The 15,593-nt window shown below is 72.9% G+C and carries 12 protein-coding genes and 2 pseudogenes; 3 read left to right on the top strand and 11 right to left on the bottom strand.

The features are described from left to right. Positions 1 to 6 precede the first annotated feature (6 nt). Positions 7 to 885, top strand: a complete 879-nt coding sequence (locus tag SGFS_RS02400; RefSeq protein WP_286247207.1) for a hypothetical protein — start codon at positions 7 to 9, stop codon at positions 883 to 885. Between the two features lie 56 nt (positions 886 to 941). Here SGFS_RS02400 and SGFS_RS02395 read toward each other — a convergent pair whose 3' ends face one another. The 11 genes and pseudogenes from SGFS_RS02395 to SGFS_RS02345 form a co-directional block, all read right to left on the bottom strand. Continuing rightward, positions 942 to 1,295 (bottom strand): hypothetical protein, encoded by a 354-nt coding sequence (locus SGFS_RS02395; protein ID WP_286247206.1) that lies wholly within the window; start codon positions 1,293 to 1,295, stop codon positions 942 to 944. 76 nt (positions 1,296 to 1,371) lie between these two features. Further along, positions 1,372 to 3,162: an ABC transporter ATP-binding protein gene (locus tag SGFS_RS02390; protein ID WP_434028174.1), complete on the bottom strand. Its 1,791-nt coding sequence runs from the start codon at positions 3,160 to 3,162 to the stop codon at positions 1,372 to 1,374. Next, positions 3,105 to 3,509, bottom strand: a pseudogene (locus SGFS_RS51725) (ABC transporter permease subunit); the annotation flags it as partial. The gene SGFS_RS02390 and the pseudogene SGFS_RS51725, both read right to left, overlap by 58 nt. A gap of 302 nt (positions 3,510 to 3,811) precedes the next feature. Beyond that, complete coding sequence (locus tag SGFS_RS02380; protein ID WP_286247202.1) at positions 3,812 to 4,765, bottom strand: ABC transporter permease; 954 nt, start codon at positions 4,763 to 4,765, stop codon at positions 3,812 to 3,814. Next, positions 4,762 to 6,336 carry an ABC transporter substrate-binding protein gene (locus SGFS_RS02375; protein WP_286247200.1) on the bottom strand — a complete coding sequence of 525 codons (1,575 nt, stop codon included), beginning with the start codon at positions 6,334 to 6,336 and terminating at the stop codon, positions 4,762 to 4,764. Before SGFS_RS02375 ends, SGFS_RS02380 begins: the two co-directional genes overlap by 4 nt. A 90-nt stretch (positions 6,337 to 6,426) precedes the next feature. Continuing rightward, positions 6,427 to 7,233 (bottom strand): class I SAM-dependent methyltransferase, encoded by an 807-nt coding sequence (locus tag SGFS_RS02370; RefSeq protein ID WP_286247196.1) that lies wholly within the window; start codon positions 7,231 to 7,233, stop codon positions 6,427 to 6,429. Between the two features lie 21 nt (positions 7,234 to 7,254). Beyond that, on the bottom strand, positions 7,255 to 8,517 hold the full coding sequence (locus SGFS_RS02365) for an MFS transporter (RefSeq protein WP_286247194.1): 1,263 nt from the start codon (positions 8,515 to 8,517) through the stop codon (positions 7,255 to 7,257). 322 nt (positions 8,518 to 8,839) lie between these two features. After that, a pseudogene (locus SGFS_RS02360) lies at positions 8,840 to 9,868 on the bottom strand (mandelate racemase/muconate lactonizing enzyme family protein); the annotation flags it as partial. Continuing rightward, entirely contained in the window at positions 9,865 to 10,953 is a 1,089-nt protein-coding gene (locus tag SGFS_RS02355) for a PLP-dependent cysteine synthase family protein (protein ID WP_286247192.1), read from the bottom strand. The gene SGFS_RS02355 and the pseudogene SGFS_RS02360, both read right to left, overlap by 4 nt. Further along, positions 10,950 to 11,789, bottom strand: a complete 840-nt coding sequence (locus SGFS_RS02350; protein WP_286247191.1) for a Rossmann-like domain-containing protein — start codon at positions 11,787 to 11,789, stop codon at positions 10,950 to 10,952. Before SGFS_RS02350 ends, SGFS_RS02355 begins: the two co-directional genes overlap by 4 nt. After that, complete coding sequence (locus SGFS_RS02345) at positions 11,786 to 13,042, bottom strand: ATP-grasp domain-containing protein (protein ID WP_286247190.1); 1,257 nt, start codon at positions 13,040 to 13,042, stop codon at positions 11,786 to 11,788. Before SGFS_RS02345 ends, SGFS_RS02350 begins: the two co-directional genes overlap by 4 nt. A gap of 520 nt (positions 13,043 to 13,562) precedes the next feature. On the opposite strand from SGFS_RS02345, the gene SGFS_RS02340 reads away from it, so the two are divergent. Both SGFS_RS02340 and SGFS_RS02335 read left to right on the top strand, forming a co-directional pair. Beyond that, on the top strand, positions 13,563 to 14,057 hold the full coding sequence (locus SGFS_RS02340; RefSeq protein ID WP_286259740.1) for a GNAT family N-acetyltransferase: 495 nt from the start codon (positions 13,563 to 13,565) through the stop codon (positions 14,055 to 14,057). A gap of 159 nt (positions 14,058 to 14,216) precedes the next feature. Beyond that, the gene (locus tag SGFS_RS02335; RefSeq protein ID WP_434026021.1) at positions 14,217 to 15,317 is read left to right on the top strand and encodes a LacI family DNA-binding transcriptional regulator; all 1,101 of its coding nucleotides are present in this window, start codon (positions 14,217 to 14,219) and stop codon (positions 15,315 to 15,317) included. The last annotated feature ends 276 nt before the right edge of the window (positions 15,318 to 15,593 follow it).

The following is a 15,593-nucleotide window of genomic DNA, read 5'->3' as shown; positions in this document are numbered from 1 at the left end:
CCGGCCGTGAGCATCCCGCCGGCGACCGACTGGGCTCGCCTGTATCACGCCTACGGCAGGGCGGTGGACGTCCCGGGGCAGTTGGCCGCACTGTCCGGCGCCGATCCGGCGGTCCGTCGCGCGGCCCGGTCGGCCCTCACCGGCAGCGTCCACCACCAGGGCACCCGATGGCCCGCCAGCGCGCATGTGGTGGCCCCGCTGGTCGCCCTCGTCGACACCCCCGCGACACCCGAACGGGGCACCGTGCTTCACGTGCTGCACGCCGTCGCCGTCGGCGACCTGACCGACGGCGAACTGCCCTTCGACCCCCTCCGGGCCTTCGCCGCGGCCGACCGGGTCCGCCCGGTGGACGAGGACGCGGTGCTCCGGGTCCTCTTCGAGGAGGAGGACCCGGGCATCGAGACCGTCGCCGACGTGGCCGACGCCGTGGCACTGCACTGGGCCGCCGAGGCCTACCGCGCGGCCGCACGCCACACGGCGTCCTTCCTGGCCTGGCTACGCGACCGCGACCCGTCCGTGGCGACCCGCGCGGCGGCACTGCTGGCCTGGTTCCCCAAGACCCCGGGGCTCGCGAGCACACTCACCGACGTCCCGTACGACGCCCACGGCCCCCGGGCCTCGGCGAACCTCGCTCTGGCCCACCTCCCCGGGCCACCCGGCTCCGGCGAACTCGCCGCCCTGACCGCATGCCTGGCGTCCACGGACGAAGCGGTGCGGGTCACGGCCGCCGTCGCCCTGGCCCGCCGACAGTCGGTGGCACTTCCCGACGAGGCGTTGACCGTGCTCGTACACGCCGACGAGGGAGAGGTCGCCGGGACCGTACCCGGCTGGGACCGGTCCTTGCGGGGCCATGTCGCGGTCGCGTTGCAGCGCCTGGGTCTGTGACAAGCCTCGGCGGGCTGTGTCAGCGCCTCGACGCGGCGCGACGCTCTCGACCGTGGTCACCGGCCCGGTCGGATGGGCCACTTGACCGCGAAGACCCGGCTCTGCGCCGCCATGTCGGCCACGTCGAAGGCCTCGGCGATGCCGGCGCAGTGGACGACCAGGTCGAATGGGCCACGCGCGTCCGACAGTTCGGCGAGCACGGCCCCGAAGCCGGGATCGGTGACGTCGGTGACGGTGTGCGCGTAGCCGGGCTGCCGGAGCCGCTCTGCCCACGCGACAGGCCGCTCACCTGCCAGCCCGCTCCGAGCAGCAGCCGGGTGCGGGCCGGCTCGATGCCGTCGCTGCTGCCGACGATCAGGGCCCTGCGTACGCCGGTGGTGGCGGTGGGGTCCGTCGGGATGGACGGCCATGGCGCCGGTTCAGCGCCTCCCTGGACGCGAACTGTGTCGACCCTAGAGCCAGTTGAGGCGGCACGACAGATGACGCTCATGATGGTCCCGCGCCCGCCCCCAGACGTGCCGTGGTCTCCATGAGCGAGACGGTGAAGGGGTGGCTCGGCTCGCTGAGGACGCGCTGGGCCGGACCCTGTTCGACGAGCTCGCCGCACTCCAGGACGGCGATGCGGTGGGCCAGGGTCGCGGTGTCCAGGTCGTGGGTGATCAGGACCAGGGAGAGGTCGTCACGATCGCCGAGCAGGGTCATCAGGGTGTCGAGGATGCCGCGCCGGGTGACCGTGTCCAGTCCGGAGGTGATCTCGTCGCAGATGAGGACGCGCGGGTGGGCGAGGAGTGCGCGGGCCAGCGCGGCGCGTTGGAGTTCGCCGCCGGAGAGCTGCCCGGGGCGCCTCTGCACCAGGTCCGCCGGGAGGCCTAGGCGGGTCAGCGTGGTGAGGGCCTCGGTCCTGGCGGCGTGATCGTCGACGCCACGCAGCCGGACGGCGGTCCGGGCGACCTGAGGGAGCACGGGGCGGTGTTCGTCGAAGGCGGCACGCGCGTCCTGGAACACGTACTGCACGGCGGCCAGTTGGGCACGGTCGCGGTCGCGAACGCTGCGGGGCAGGGGGGTGCCGTCGAGGGCGATCTCTCCGTCGTGCTCGCGGTGGAGTCCGGCCAGACAGCGGGCGAGGGTGGTCTTGCCGCTGCCGGAGCGGCCGACGACAGCCAGGCATTCACCCGGACACAGGTCGAGTGCGGGGGCACGCAGGACGACGGTTGTGCCGCGCGCCCCGTCGCGGTGGCGGGCCACCAGGTCGCGTATCCGCAACACGGGCTCACCGGGGGCCGGGTCCGCCGAGGCGGCGGACCGCGGGAGCGACATCTGCCCTTGCAGCAGCGCACGGGTCCACTCGTGCCGGGGTGCGAGCCACAGGCGCTGCGGCGGGCCCGACTCCACGACCCGGCCGGCCCGCATGACGAGGACCTCGTCGGCGAGCGCCCGTACGACGTCCAGGTCGTGGCTGAGCAGGACGACCGCGATGCCCCGGGCGGCGACGGCCGCCAACTGGTTTACGACGCGGCTTTTGGTCAGGGCGTCCTGGCCGGTGGTGGGTTCGTCGGCGACGATCACTCGCGCCCCCAGCAGAAGTGCCTGGGCGAGGACGACGCGTTGTTGCTGGCCGCCGGAGAGCTGGTGGGGGTAGCGGCGCAGAAGGCTTCGCGCGTCGGGCAGTTGGGCCTCGGTGAGGGCCCGTAGGACGCGCTCCCGTGCCGCCTCTCGACGCCGGGCGCGGGGCAGATGACGTACCTGGGGGCGGGCGATGTCGGTGAGGAGGGCGGTGATGCGGCGGGCCGGGTTGAGGACGGCCGCCGGGTGCTGGGGGATGTAGCCGACGAGACCCCCGGCCGCCAGGCGGACGTCGCCGGTCACCCGGGCGCCCGGCGGGTACTCGCCGAGCAGGGCGAGCCCGGTGGTGGTCTTGCCGCTGCCGGAAGCGCCGACCAGGGCCGTGACACGGCCGGGCCGGGCGCTGAGGCGGACCCCGTCGACGATCGCTCGGCCGTCGACCTCGACACGCAGATCGCGGACCTCGGCCACGGAGTCCAGGGCGGTGACGTTCTCGTGGGTCACGGGCTTGCTTCCTTCTCCGTCCGGCGCCGGACACGGAGGCCGGCACGCGGGACCTGGGTGAGCGCGCCGCGTCGTACGCCCTTGTCCAGCGCGGCGTCGAAGAGGAGGTTCGTCCCCATCGTCAGGGTGACGATCAACAGGGCGGGGACGACCACGGCCCACGGCTGGACGGACAGGCCGGTGCGGTTGCGGTCGACCATGACGGCCCAGTCGGCGGCGTCCGGCGCGACACCGACGCCGAGGAACGCGGCCGTGGCGACCAGGTAGAGCACGCCGGTGAGCCGGATGCCGGCGTCCGCGGCGAGCGTGCGCAGATTGGAGCGGCCGACATAGCCGACGGCGATCCGCCACCAGGTCTCGCCCTGCATCCGCAGCGCCTCGACCGCGGGGCGGGCGGCCGCCTCCGCCGCCGCGGCACGCACGAGGCGGGCGGCATCGGGCACGTTGACCAGCGCGACGAGCAGGGCGAGGCCGGTGGCGCCGGGCGTGAACACGGAAGCCACCAGCAGGATCAACAGGAGTGACGGCACGGCGAGCAGGACGTCGAGGGGCCGCATCAGCAGCTCCTCCAGCCGGCGGTGCCGGGTGAGCGCGGCGGCCAGGCCGACCGGGAGAGCCACCAGATAGGCCAGGACGGTGGCGGCGAGCGCGGTCAGCACGACCGGGCGCCCGCCGTGCAGCACCTGCCGCCACACATCACGGCCCACGAAGTCGGTACCGAGCCAGTGACCGCCGCCGAGGGCGAAGGACGTGGACCGAGGGCCCGGCTCGCCCGCGAAGAGCGGCCCCAGCAGGGCGAGGACGAGGGGTACGGAGATGACGGCCACGCCGAGGGCGAAACGGCCCGTACGTCGGTTCCTCACGCGGTCACCCCCGCGCGGGGCGCCAGCCGGTGGGCGACCAGGTCGGCGCCCAGGTTGAGGACCACGGTGAGTACACCGAACACGACGGCCAGACCCTGCACCACGGGTACGTCGCGTTCGGCGACGGCGTTGAGGAGGACCGTGCCGAGTCCGGGGATCACGTAGAGGGCCTCCACGACGATGACACCGCACAGCAACCAGTCGACAGTGCGCGCGAGTTGCTGCGCGGCGGGCGCCAGGGCGCCGGGCAGGGCGTGGGTGTAGCGGACACGTGCCGCCGAGACGCCGTAGCGGCGTGCCTGGGCGACGTACGGGGAGGCGAGCGCGTCGATCATGCCCGCCCGCACCAGGCGGGACAGCGAGCAGACGGGGCGGGCCAGCAGGACGAGCACGGGCAGGACCAGGGCGGCCGGGTGGGCGAGCAGATCCGTGCCGTAACCCAGGGCGGTCGGCGGCAGCCAGCCCAGGTTCAGGGCGAACACGGTCACCAGCAGCACCCCGAGCGCGAACTCGGGGACGGCGTACACGGCGAGCGTCACGGAGCTGATCAGCCGGTCCACCGGGCCTCCTTCCCTGCGGGCGGCCAGCACGCCCAGCCCGAACCCGGCCGGGACGAGCAGCGCCACGGTGAGTCCGGCCAGCAGCAGGGTCGGCCCGAAGCCGTCGGCGATGTACCGGCTCACCGGGCGTCCGGAGGTGAGCGAGGTGCCGAGGTCGCCGTGGAGCAGACCGGCCGCCCAGTCGGCCAGCCGCTCGTACGCGGGCCGGTCCAGGTGCATCGCCGCGCGGATCGCCTCGATGCGCGCGGGGTCGGGCTGGTCGCCGGCCAGGGCGACCGCGGCGTCGCCCGGCAGCGCCTCGGTGAGCGCGAAGACCAGCAGCACCACGGCCACGGTCTGCGCGACGCCGAGCAGCAGCCGCCGGGCGACGAAGGAGCGCAGTCCGCTCACGCGAGCCACACCTTGTCGAAGCGCGCCCAGTCGAGCGTGTTGGCGGGCGCCTTCGTCTCGACTCCCTTCACACCGCGGGCCGTTCCGATGATCCAGTCGGCGAAGCCCCAGATGAGGAAGCCGCCCTCGGCGTACAGGCGCCGCTGCATGCGCTCGTACACGGCGGCCCGCTCGGTCTTGTCACGGGTGGACTGTGCCTGCTGGTACAGGGCGTCGAAGTCCTTGTGCTTCCACTTGGTGGCGTTGGTGGTGGAATCCGTGAGCAGGCGCTGGGAGATGTGGGCCTCGATGGGCATGGCGCCGGAGCGGTAGCAGCACAGGGTGCCGTTGTCGAGGATGTCGCTCCAGTACGAGTCCTTGCTGCCCATCTTGACCTCGACGGTGACGCCTGCCTTCTTCGCCTGGTCACGGAAGATGCTGGCGGCCTCGGTGAACCCGGCGGCCACGGCCGAGGTGTCCAGGGTGACCTTCAGCTTCTCGGCACCCGCCTTCTTCAGGAGGGCGCGAGCCCTGTCGAGGTCCTGCTCGCGCTGCGGGAGATCGTCGGCGTAGTACTCGTAGCCCTTGCCGAACAGGTCGTTTCCGACCACGCCCGCCCCCGACAGGGCGCCGTCGACGAGTTCCTGGCGGTCGGCGATCAGGAAGAACGCCTCGCGTACCCGCTTGTCGTCGAAGGGCGCCCGGTCGGTCTTCATGCAGAACGCCTGCATGGCGCTGTTGCGGAGCCGCACGATCTCGATCTGCCCCTTGCCCTCGTGGGCGCGGGCGGTGGTGGGGTTCAGCTCGTGGGCGTACTCGACCTGGCCGCCGAGGAGGGCGTTGACGCGGGCGGACTCCTCGTTGGCGACGACGAACTCCAGCTCGTCGAGGTGCGGGGCGCCGTCCCAGTAGTCGTCGTTGCGGCGGAAGACGGCCGAGCGGCCGGGGGAGAAGGACACGAAGCGGAAGGGGCCGGAGCCGATCGGCTTCTTGTCGAAGTCGCCGTCGGCGGTGTCCTCCGGCACGATGTACGCGCCGAACGCGGCCAGGATGTTGGGGAACTCGGCGGTCGGCCGCTTCAGCACGAACTCGATGGTCCGCTCGCCGGTGGCGCGGCTGGCGTCGAGGTCGATGGGCTCCAGGGACGCCTTGGCGCGGAACGCCTTCTTCGGGTCGGCGATACGCCGGTAGCTGTAGAGGACATCCTTGGCGGTGACGGGTCTGCCGTCGTGGAAGGTCGCCTCGCGCAGGGTGACCTGCCAGCGGTCCAGGGCCTTGTTGGCCTCCCACTTCGTGGCGAGCCGGGGTTCGGCGGACAGATCGGCACCGTAGTCGGCGAGCTTGTCGAACAGCGCCTTGGCGCGGGCGACGTCGGCGAAGAGGCCGGCCAGATGCGGATCGAGGGTCTCGCTGGCACCGCCTCCGGCGAAGGCGGCCCGCAGCCGTCCGCCGCGCTTCGGTGTACCGGAGCCGCTGTCCGCCTTGTCGTCCGTGTCGCCGCCTCCGCAGCCGACCAGGGCGAGGGCGGCCGCGCCGGTGGTGGCGGCGAGGAAGCCGCGTCGGCGCAGGCCGGGGAAACGTTCGTCGTGCATGACTGATCCTTTGTGTCGGGTGGCGCGGAGAGGCGCGCTGTCGGGTGGTGTGGGGGCGCGCGCTGTCGGGTGGCGTGAGGGTGCGCGTTGTCAGGTGGTGCGGAGGCGCGCGACGACGTGCAGCCGGTCCGAGTCGGCGGCCGTGCCGGGCAGTTCGCCCTGCTGCCAAGGGGGTTCGGTGCGCGGTCCGGGGCCGTCGTGGAGTTCGAGCACCTCGAAGCCGTGCGCGGCGAGGAAATGACGCAGTTCCTGTGGGAGCAGCAGCCGCCAGGCGGAGTGCTGGGCGACGGGCTCGGACCCGTCGTCCGTGTCGTTCGTGGTCCAGACGCGGGTACGGCGCAGGAGTTGGGCCGTGCGGTCGACGGTCAGGGTGGTGGTGGAGCGGTAGGCGATGCCCTGCCAGGTGAAGGCGTTGACCGTCGGGGTGTCGAGGAGGTCGGTGCGGCCCAGGAAGTAGGCGCCGTTGCGCATCTCCGCGATCAGCAGGCCGCCGGGGGCGAGCGCGCGGCGGCAGGAGGACAGGAAGCCGTCGAGCTGGTCGTTGGTGTGGCAGTAGAGCAGGGAGCTGTCCAGGCAGACGACCGCGTCGAACGCGGCCCGGCCCAGGTCGAAGCCGTGCAGGTCGGCCCAGACGTACGAGGGGCCGGGATGGTGGGTGCGGGCGTGGGCCAGCATCGTCTCGGACAGGTCGGCGCCGGTGACGGTCCGGCCGGCCGTGTGCAGATGGGCGGCGTCACGGCCGGTGCCGCACCCCAGGTCGAGGACGCGCGGCCCGGCGGCGTGGCGCCGCAGGCAGTCCTGCGTCCAGCGTCCGGCCAGCCGGTCGGGGTCGGGGAAGCGGGCCTCGTACAGCTCGGGGTTGTCGGTGAGCAGGTTGCGCCCGGTGGTGGGAGACATACGGGGGCTCGGGGTCCTTCCTCAGGCCGTCGCCGGTACGGAGGCGGGCTTCGACGGCGTCGGCAGGGAGCCCAGCCGGTGCAGCCAGGCCACGCCGAGCGCCGAGGCGCAGCCGAACAGGGCGCAGCACACCCACGGCAGCCAGGCGGTGCCCCGCTCCCCGGTGTCCATGGCCCAGCCGACGACGGTGTTGCCGACGGCGGCGGCGATGCCCGAGACGACGTAGAAGATCCCGTAGTAGGTGCCGGTCAGTTCGGGGCGGCCGAAGCCGGGGATGAGTTCCATGACGAACGGCTGGGCGATCATCACGCCCAGGTAGAGCAGCAGGGTTCCGGCGAGGACCGGCAGGGCGCGCAGGGCGGCGTCCAGTGCTCCGTCGGGGCCGCCGGTCGTACCGGCCGTCAGAGCGGGGGGCAGGAACGCGAGTGCCATCAGCCCCAGCCCGAGGGAGATCCAACGGGCCCTGTTTCCACGTGCCTTGAGGGTGCGGGTGATGCGCAGTTGCAGGGCGAGGTTGGTGAGCGTGCCGACGAGGAAGACCAGGCCGGCCGCGCCGTCCCAGCCGGTGGCCTGCCGGGCGCCGTCGGGCAGCAGCAGGTACAGCTGGTTCTCCAGGGTGAACATGCCGACCATGGCGAGCGCGAAGGCGAGGAACGCCCGGTTGCCGACGACCTCGCGCCAGTCGGCCAGCACGGTGCCCTCGCTCGGCTCCGCCTCCCGGGCGGGCAGCACCAGGGCCTGTGCGACGGTGAGGACCGCGAAGATCCCGGCGGCGGTCAGCGCGGAGGTACGGAAGTCCACCAGGAGCAGTGCGCTGCCCAGCAGCGGGCCGATCAGCGCGCCGGTGGTGGCGAACACGTTGAACAGGGCGAACGCCTCGGCCTTGCGCTCACCCGACTCCTGGGAGATGTAGGCACGCACGGCGGGGTTGAACAGCGCCCCGGCGAGCCCGCTGAGCACGGACGCGGCGAGCAGGACGGGCAAGTCGTCGCCGAGCGCGAACAGGGCGAACCCGAGGGTGCGCAGGGCGCAGCCGGCGATAATGACGCCGCGTGCCCCGAGCCGGTCGGCTGCCGAGCCGCCGATGATGAACAGGCCCTGCTGGCTGAGGTTGCGGATGCCGAGCACGATGCCGACGACGGCCGCCGACATACCCAGATTCTCGGTGAGGTGGGTGGCGAGGTAGGGGATGAGCAGGTAGAAGCCGGTGTTCACACCGAGCTGGTTGACCAGCAGCAGCCGGACGGCGACCGGGAAGCCACGTATCTCATGCCACGTCTTCATGGACCACCTCCCGCGGCCGGACTCCGGTGGCGTCGGGTGTCCGGTGCTGTGGCGGGACTCCGGGGGCGTGGGGTGTCCTGTCCTGTGGCGGGGCCTGGAGGCCGGGGGAGTCGGGTGCTCGGCCCTGCGGGGGGACGGGCGCGTTGGGCGTGTCCTGCCGCCGGGCTTCGTCGAGGCCGGGAGCATCGGTCGCCCGGTTCCGCGGCCGGGCTCCGCGCGTGTCCGGCGTCCTCTCCTGTGGCCGGGCTTCGCCGAAACCGGGGGCGTCGGGTGCCCGCTCCTGCGGCGGGCCTTCGGCGTGGGGAACATCGGTCGCCCGGTCCCGCAGCCGGACTCCGAGGCCGGGAGCGTCGGTCGCCCGTACGAAGCCGTCGGTGCCGCCGATGCCGGTCCACGGGTCGTGGGCGAGCAGCAGATGCCCGTCGAGGTCGGCCCAGCGGGCGCGGTCGGCGAGGTGCACGGCGGGCGCGAGCCCGAGGCTGCTGGCGGTGAGGCAGCCGAGCATCAGTTCGGTGCCGCTGCCCTCGATCAGCGCGGCGATCCGCAGGGCCGCGTGGACGCCGCCGCACTTGGCGAGCTTGACGTTGACGCCGTGCACGCGTCCGGCCAGACGGCGGGCGTCCTCCAGGTTCACCGCGTCCTCGTCGGCGATGACGGGCAGGGGCGAGCGTTCGGCGAGCGCGCCCAGGGCCTCCGGGTCACCGGGGGCGAGGGGCTGTTCGACAGCCTCCACGCCCAGGTCGGCGTAGCGCGGCAACAGGGACGTGGCCTGCGCCGCGCTCCAGGCGCCGTTGGGGTCGAGCAGCAGCCGGGCCCCGGGCGCGGCGTCACGGATGACACGTACCCGCTCCACGTCCTCCTCGGGATCGCGCGCGCCCGCCTTGACCTTGATGATCTCGAAGCCGCTCGCAGCGAGCCGGCGGGCCTCGGCCGCCGCGCGCGTGGGGGAGGTGATGCCGATGGTGCGGGCGGTGGCGGCGACCGGCGGTGCCACGGCACCGAGGAGCCGGTGGACGGGGCTGTCGGCCCGCTTGCCGACGAGGTCGAGCAGCGCGGCCTCGACGGCGGCGGTCACGGCGGGCGCGGTGTCGGCTCCGGCGAACTCGCCTGCGCGCAGGGCCTCCAGGGCGCTCTCGGGGTCGGTGAAGCGCGTGACGTCGGTGGCCGCGAGGAGCCGTTCCAAGGTCGCGGCGTCAAGGCCGTAGTACACACTGCTGACGGCCTCGCCGCAGCCGTACAGCCCGTCGTGTTCGATCGTCAGCCACACGGCGTCGCGGGCGGACATGGTGGAGCGGGAGATGCGCAGCGGCTCGGTGAGGTCGAGACGTACGGTGCGCAGGGTGGCCTTCACGGGGTCCTTTCCGAAAGGGGGAGCGCCTGCAGCGGGTCGGTGACGCGGGTGCAGCGCACCCAGCCGCCCGCCTCGGCCGCACGCGGGTGCGGGATCTCGACGGGCCGGGTGGCCGCGGCGGCCGGGTCGAGACCGTGGGCGGCGGCGAAGTCGTCGTCGTAGACCGTGCCGAGGTAGCGGTGGGGGCCGTCGGGGAAGACGGTGGCGACGACCGCGCCCGGGTGGACGCGGGCTGCCCAGGCGGCGACGCGGGCCACCGCCCCGGTGCTCCAGCCGCCGCTGACGAAACTGCCGCGGGCCAGGCGGCGGCAGCTGTCCACGGCCTCGGCGGGGCCGACCCAGTGGACCTCGTCGAAGGCGTCGTAGGCGACATTGCGCGGGTGGATGCTGCTGCCGAGGCCGCGCATCAGCCGGGGCCGCGCGGGCTGCCCGAAGATGGTGGAACCGGTGGCGTCGACTCCGATCAGCCGCAGTGCGGGCCAGTGCCGCCGCAGCGGGCCGATGATCCCGGCGCTGTGTCCGCCGGTGCCGACACTGCACACCAGGATGTCCAAGTGGTCCAGCTGCACGGCGAGTTCGGCGGCCAGCGAGGCGTAACCGGCGGTGTTGTCGGGGTTGTTGTACTGGTCGGGCCAGTACGCGCCGGGCAGGACGGCCAGCAGCTCCCGCAGCCGGGCGAGCCGCGCTGCCTGCCAGCCGCCCTGTGCTGCGGGACGGTCCACGAGTTCCAGCCGCACCCCGTGGGAGCGCAGCAACTGCCGCATGGACGGTTCCAGTTCACTGTCGCCGACCAGCACGACGGGGTGGCCGAGCGCCTGCCCGGCGAAGGCGAGCCCGACGCCGAGGGTGCCCGATGTGGACTCCACCACCGGGGCGCCCGGTCGCAGTTCGCCCCGCTCCCGGGCCCCCAGCAGCATCGACACCGCGGCCCGCGCCTTCATACCGCCCGCCGCGAGCCCTTCGAGCTTGGCCCAGAAGCCCGGGTGGGGCCCCGGCAGCCCGGTGGTGATCCGCACCAGCGGCGTACGGCCGAGCAGGCTGAGCAGCTCGGGGCGAGCGGCGGGTACGACGGCGGTGGTGGTCACCGGAGGCCTCCCTCGGTACAACCGGCGCGGTAGCGGTGGATGGTGCCGGCGCCGCCGTCCAGCCAGAAGAAGGGGTACGGCTCCGCGCACACCGCGCTCACCCCGTGGCCCAGGAGGCGGGGCAGTACGGCGCTGCCGGTCTGGGCGAACATCACCAGCTGCTTGCCGTGCTGCTGCGCGTGCCGTCGCAGGGCTTCGAACGTCCCGTTGCCCAGCGTCATCCCGGACACGAGCAGCGCGTCGCAGCGCCCGGCCGCGGCGAGCGCGTCGGTGACGACCGCCTCGTCCCACTCGGTCGCACCGCCCTTGAGATCGCACGGCACATAGCCGAGTCCGCGCGAACGCAGCGCCTCCAGCAGCGAGTTGACGACACCGACCACGAGCACGGTGGCACCGGTCGGCAGTTCGAGCAGCTCGACTACGGCCCGCGCCCGCGCCCGGGACTTCTCCAGCGACGTCCCGGTGGGCAGGTGGACGGGCTCCGCCCCGTACTCCGGGGTGTGCGGCGCGATGTGCATCAGGTACGCGTCGAGCGCCGCAACGCGCACCGCCGGCAGCGGATGGTCCAGCAGCCGGGCCACATCGGCGCCGACGCACTCCTCGACCGCGCTGTCGGGCAGCGCGCCGGGTTCGACCGCGCAGGAGCCGACGGCCTCGGCGAGCCGCAGGCTGAGGACCTCGTTGCGGTAGGCGGTGCCGCGCCCGTCGTGACGTACGGCCTGCCGGGTGGTGAAGGCGACGGCGATCCGCAGGCTGGCGGGGTCCGGACCGAGGTGACCGGCTCTCGCACGCCCCAGGAGGTCGTCGTACGCCGCGGCGGTCGTGGCGGAGGTCATCGGATCACCAGCCCGGAGCGCACCTCGTCGAGCAGGGCCTCGACCCGGTCGCGGGCGCCGGTGCCGTGCGGGTCGCCCGCCATGACATGCCCGAGGTACTCGTTGTTGCTGCCCGCCGCCTTCACCTGTCTGCCGGGCTCGGCGAGCTGCACCTCCAACACCCCTGGGGTGTCCGGTAGTCGGCTTCCGTCGAGCGCTTCGAGGGTGCCCGCGGTCTCGGGCACGAGGAAGCCGATGGCCGCGCTGCGCAGTCCGGTGTCGGTGCGCTTGAGGTCGGGCTCGTGGCCCAGGGCGACCTCCACGAAGGCCGCGGCGAGGTCGATGCCGGTGACATGGCGTACGAGTTCGGTGATGCGGTTTCCGGCGGGTCGGGGGTTGACCTCGACCACGCGAGGGCCGGTGGAGGTCAGCTTGATCTCGGTGTGCGCGACCACGCCGTCGGTCAGTCCGAGCGCCTTGAGGGCGCCGAGCGCTGTCTGTTCGGCGGCCCCGGCGTCGGCGGAAGTGAGGGCGGCGGGGAACATATGGCCGGTCTCGATGAACGCGGGTGCCCCGCCGATGCTCTTGTCGGTGACGCCGACCACGTGGACGGCGCCCGCGTGCGACACCGTCTCCACGCTCACCTCGGGACCGTCCAGCAGTTCCTCCAGCAGCACCACGGGCGCCCGGCGCTGCCCCCGAGCGTTGACCGGAAAGTCGGCCAACACTCCGACTGCGGCGGCGAGTTGAGCCTCGTCGTCCACTCGCCGCACGTACATGCCCGCGCACAGGTCGACGGGCTTGACGACGAGCGGATAGCCGATCTCCCGGGCAGCCCGCGCGATGTCGGCCCATTCCTCGTGCACCGCGAAGCGCGGCCCGGGTACCCCCGCGTCGGCGAGGACGCGGCGGGTGGCGTCCTTGCGGCAGGCGTTCTCGACGGCCTCGGCGCTCGGGCCCGGCAGGCCAAGTCGGTCGGCGATCCGCGCCACCGTCGACAGGTAGTAGTCGCAGGACGTGATCACCCCGTCGAAGCCGAACACCGTGTGCATCCGCTCGACCTGCGGCAGCAGTGCCTCGGTGTCGTTGGTGTCCGCCGTGATGACGTTGCGCGCGCCGAGCAGTGGGTGCGCCGTGCCCTCGGGCGCGGAACGCACGTAGTGGTGCAGGTCCCGGGTGAGGAACGTGAACTCGTGGCCGCTCTCCCGTATCGCCCGGGGCAGCAGCCTGCTCATGGACCCGACCCAGCTCTCGACCACCAACAGATGAGCCACAGCTCCCCTTCTCCATGCCGTCATGCCATGCGGTTCAGGCGTCAGGGCAGCCCGACGGAGCCTCCTCGCGGTGGCTGCCGGGTTTTGCCGCGAGCCACGTTATCGATAATCATTTTCATTGTCATCTACCTCGCTGGAATCGGCAGGAGGCTTTCCGTGAACCCGTCCGCCCGCAGTGCGGCCCTGCTCCCGCGGTGCGTTCACCGGCCGGGGCGACGCCTGTGTGGACGACGCTGCGGCCGCGCACCTCGTCGACGCGACGGTGCCGACGGCGGATGTGCGCTGCGAGGAATCCGGGCTGCCCGTGGTGTCGTGGACCCCCGTGCCGTTTTTGAAAAGCGTTTTCATCTGGCTAGCATGGCGGGACCCGGGCGGCGCGGCTCCGGGTCCCCCACCAGGGCACCGCCGCGCGCTCGGCGCACGCCAGCCAGGGAGGACCCCAGTGACCCAGACCGCGTACCACGGCGAGTACACCGTGCGCCCCGCGACACCGGCCGACGTCGACGGCGCCCGCCGCGTCATGCTCGACACCTTCTACAAGGAGTTCGGCTACGGATACGTACCCCAGTGGCACCGCGACACCGTGGACCTCCAGGGCACGTACCTCGACGACCCGCGGCACCTGCTGCTCGTGGCCGTGCACGGGGACGAAGTGGTCGCCACCACCGGCGTACGGTCCGGTGGCCCCGCCCACCCGCCGCACCCGCGCCGACTGGCCGAACGCTACGACAAGGACACCACCGCCCAACTGGTCCGCGTCTACGTCCGCCCCGAACACCGACGCCGCGGTCTCGCCCGCACCCTGGTCGAAGCGGCCTGCGACTTCATCACGGACACGCCCGGCTACGAGCGCGTCTACCTCCACACCAACGTCGATATCGAAGGCGCGGAACTCTTCTGGCGAAGCCTGGCCAAGGAGATCTTCGACGCGCGCGCCACGGGCGAACACGGGCCGGGCGTCGCCACGGTGCACTTCGAGATCCCGATGAAGAGCCTCTCGGCATCTTCGGCGTGACCGCGCGATGTCCTCGGGCGGTCGGCTCCTCCTCCTGCTGCTAGGCGAGGCCGTGCCGTGGCGGCGATCCGGGGGTGAACAACCGGCGTGGTCGCCCTGACAGAATCGACCACGACCGACTTCGCATTCGACTTCGACCGTCCGCCACCGGGAGGCACCATGACGCGAGGGACAGGGCGGGGCGGGGGTTCTGCCGCGCCGCGCAGTGTGGATGTGGCCCGGCTGGCAGGGGTCTCGCAGAAGACGGTGTCGCGGGTCTTCAACGACGAGCCGTACGTCTCCGCGGATGTACGCCGCCGGGTCCTCGAAGCCGCCGAGCAGCTCGGCTACCGGCTGAACAACGCGGCCCGGGCGCTGGCCTCCGGGCGCACCCGTTCAATCGGCGTCGTGACCCTGGGCACCGCCCTGTACGGGCCGGCCACACTGCTCATGGGCGTCGAGCGGGTCGTCCGGGACACGGGGTACGCGCTTCGCGTGGTCAACACCATGGAGGGCGACCCCGCAGGCATGGCCGGCGCGGTGGACTCGCTCCTCGACCAGGGCGTGGACGGCATCGTCATCTCCGAGCCGATCGACGAGCCCGGGGGTGACGTCTCGGTCCGGGTCGGTGTGCCTGTGCTGGTCATCAACGCGCCCTCGCCCGTGGCTGCCCCCACGGTGCTCACGGCCGGAGGAGGCGTAGACCTGATGGCACGGGCGGCCACCGAGCATCTGCTGGACCTGGGGCACGCGACGGTGCACCATCTCGCCGGTCCGCGGCGGTGGTACGCGGCCCAGGACCGGCTGGAAGGCTGGCGGGCCGCGCTGGCCTCGCACGGCAGGGAGGTACCGCCGGTCGTCGGGGGAGACTGGTCGGCCGCCTCCGGCTATGCGGCGGGCCATGAGCTGGCCGCCGACCCGGCCGTGACCGCGGTGTTCGCGGCCAACGACGACATGGCGATCGGGCTGATCCGGGCCCTGACGGAAGCCGGGCGGCGGGTGCCGGAAGACGTCAGCGTCGTCGGCTTCGACGACATCCCGGTGGCGGGCTTCGTAACCCCTCCGCTGACCACGGTGCGGCAGCCGTTCGATGCCGTGGCCCAGGAGGGACTCAAGCGTCTCGTGCACGCCATCGAGAACCCGCAGGCGGACCCTCTTCCGGCGAGCAACGCACCGATCGACCTCGTCGTCCGCTCCTCGACCGCCCCTCCGCCTCCTCGGACGACCCCGGGCCGCGCGCGGCGCGCCGCAACCCGTCCCGGCCAGGGGGCAGGCATCTGACCGTGGACGACCGCCAACACCACATACCGATCAGCGACGCTCGCTGACACTGCTGACCAGCACCGATCGCCCCGGCCACCACAACGCACGGCCGGCTGCGCGATCCCGAGGCGAGCGGCCGTACCGTCCGAGCTCAGCCTTTCCCTCCCTGGCCAAGGAGGTCGCCTCCTTCGCGAAGAAGTACCCGGCCGTCAAGGTCGAGGTCGCCCGTCGCCCTCACCGAGCACCAGGCGGGTCGGGACTCCGGCGCCCTCGTGAAACACCCGGTGATCGCCC

The organism is Streptomyces graminofaciens (genome assembly GCF_030294945.1).
Lineage (GTDB): Bacteria > Actinomycetota > Actinomycetes > Streptomycetales > Streptomycetaceae > Streptomyces > Streptomyces graminofaciens.
The sequence above is the reverse complement of the archived record's forward strand: the minus strand, read 5'-3'. Positions and strand labels throughout refer to the sequence as shown.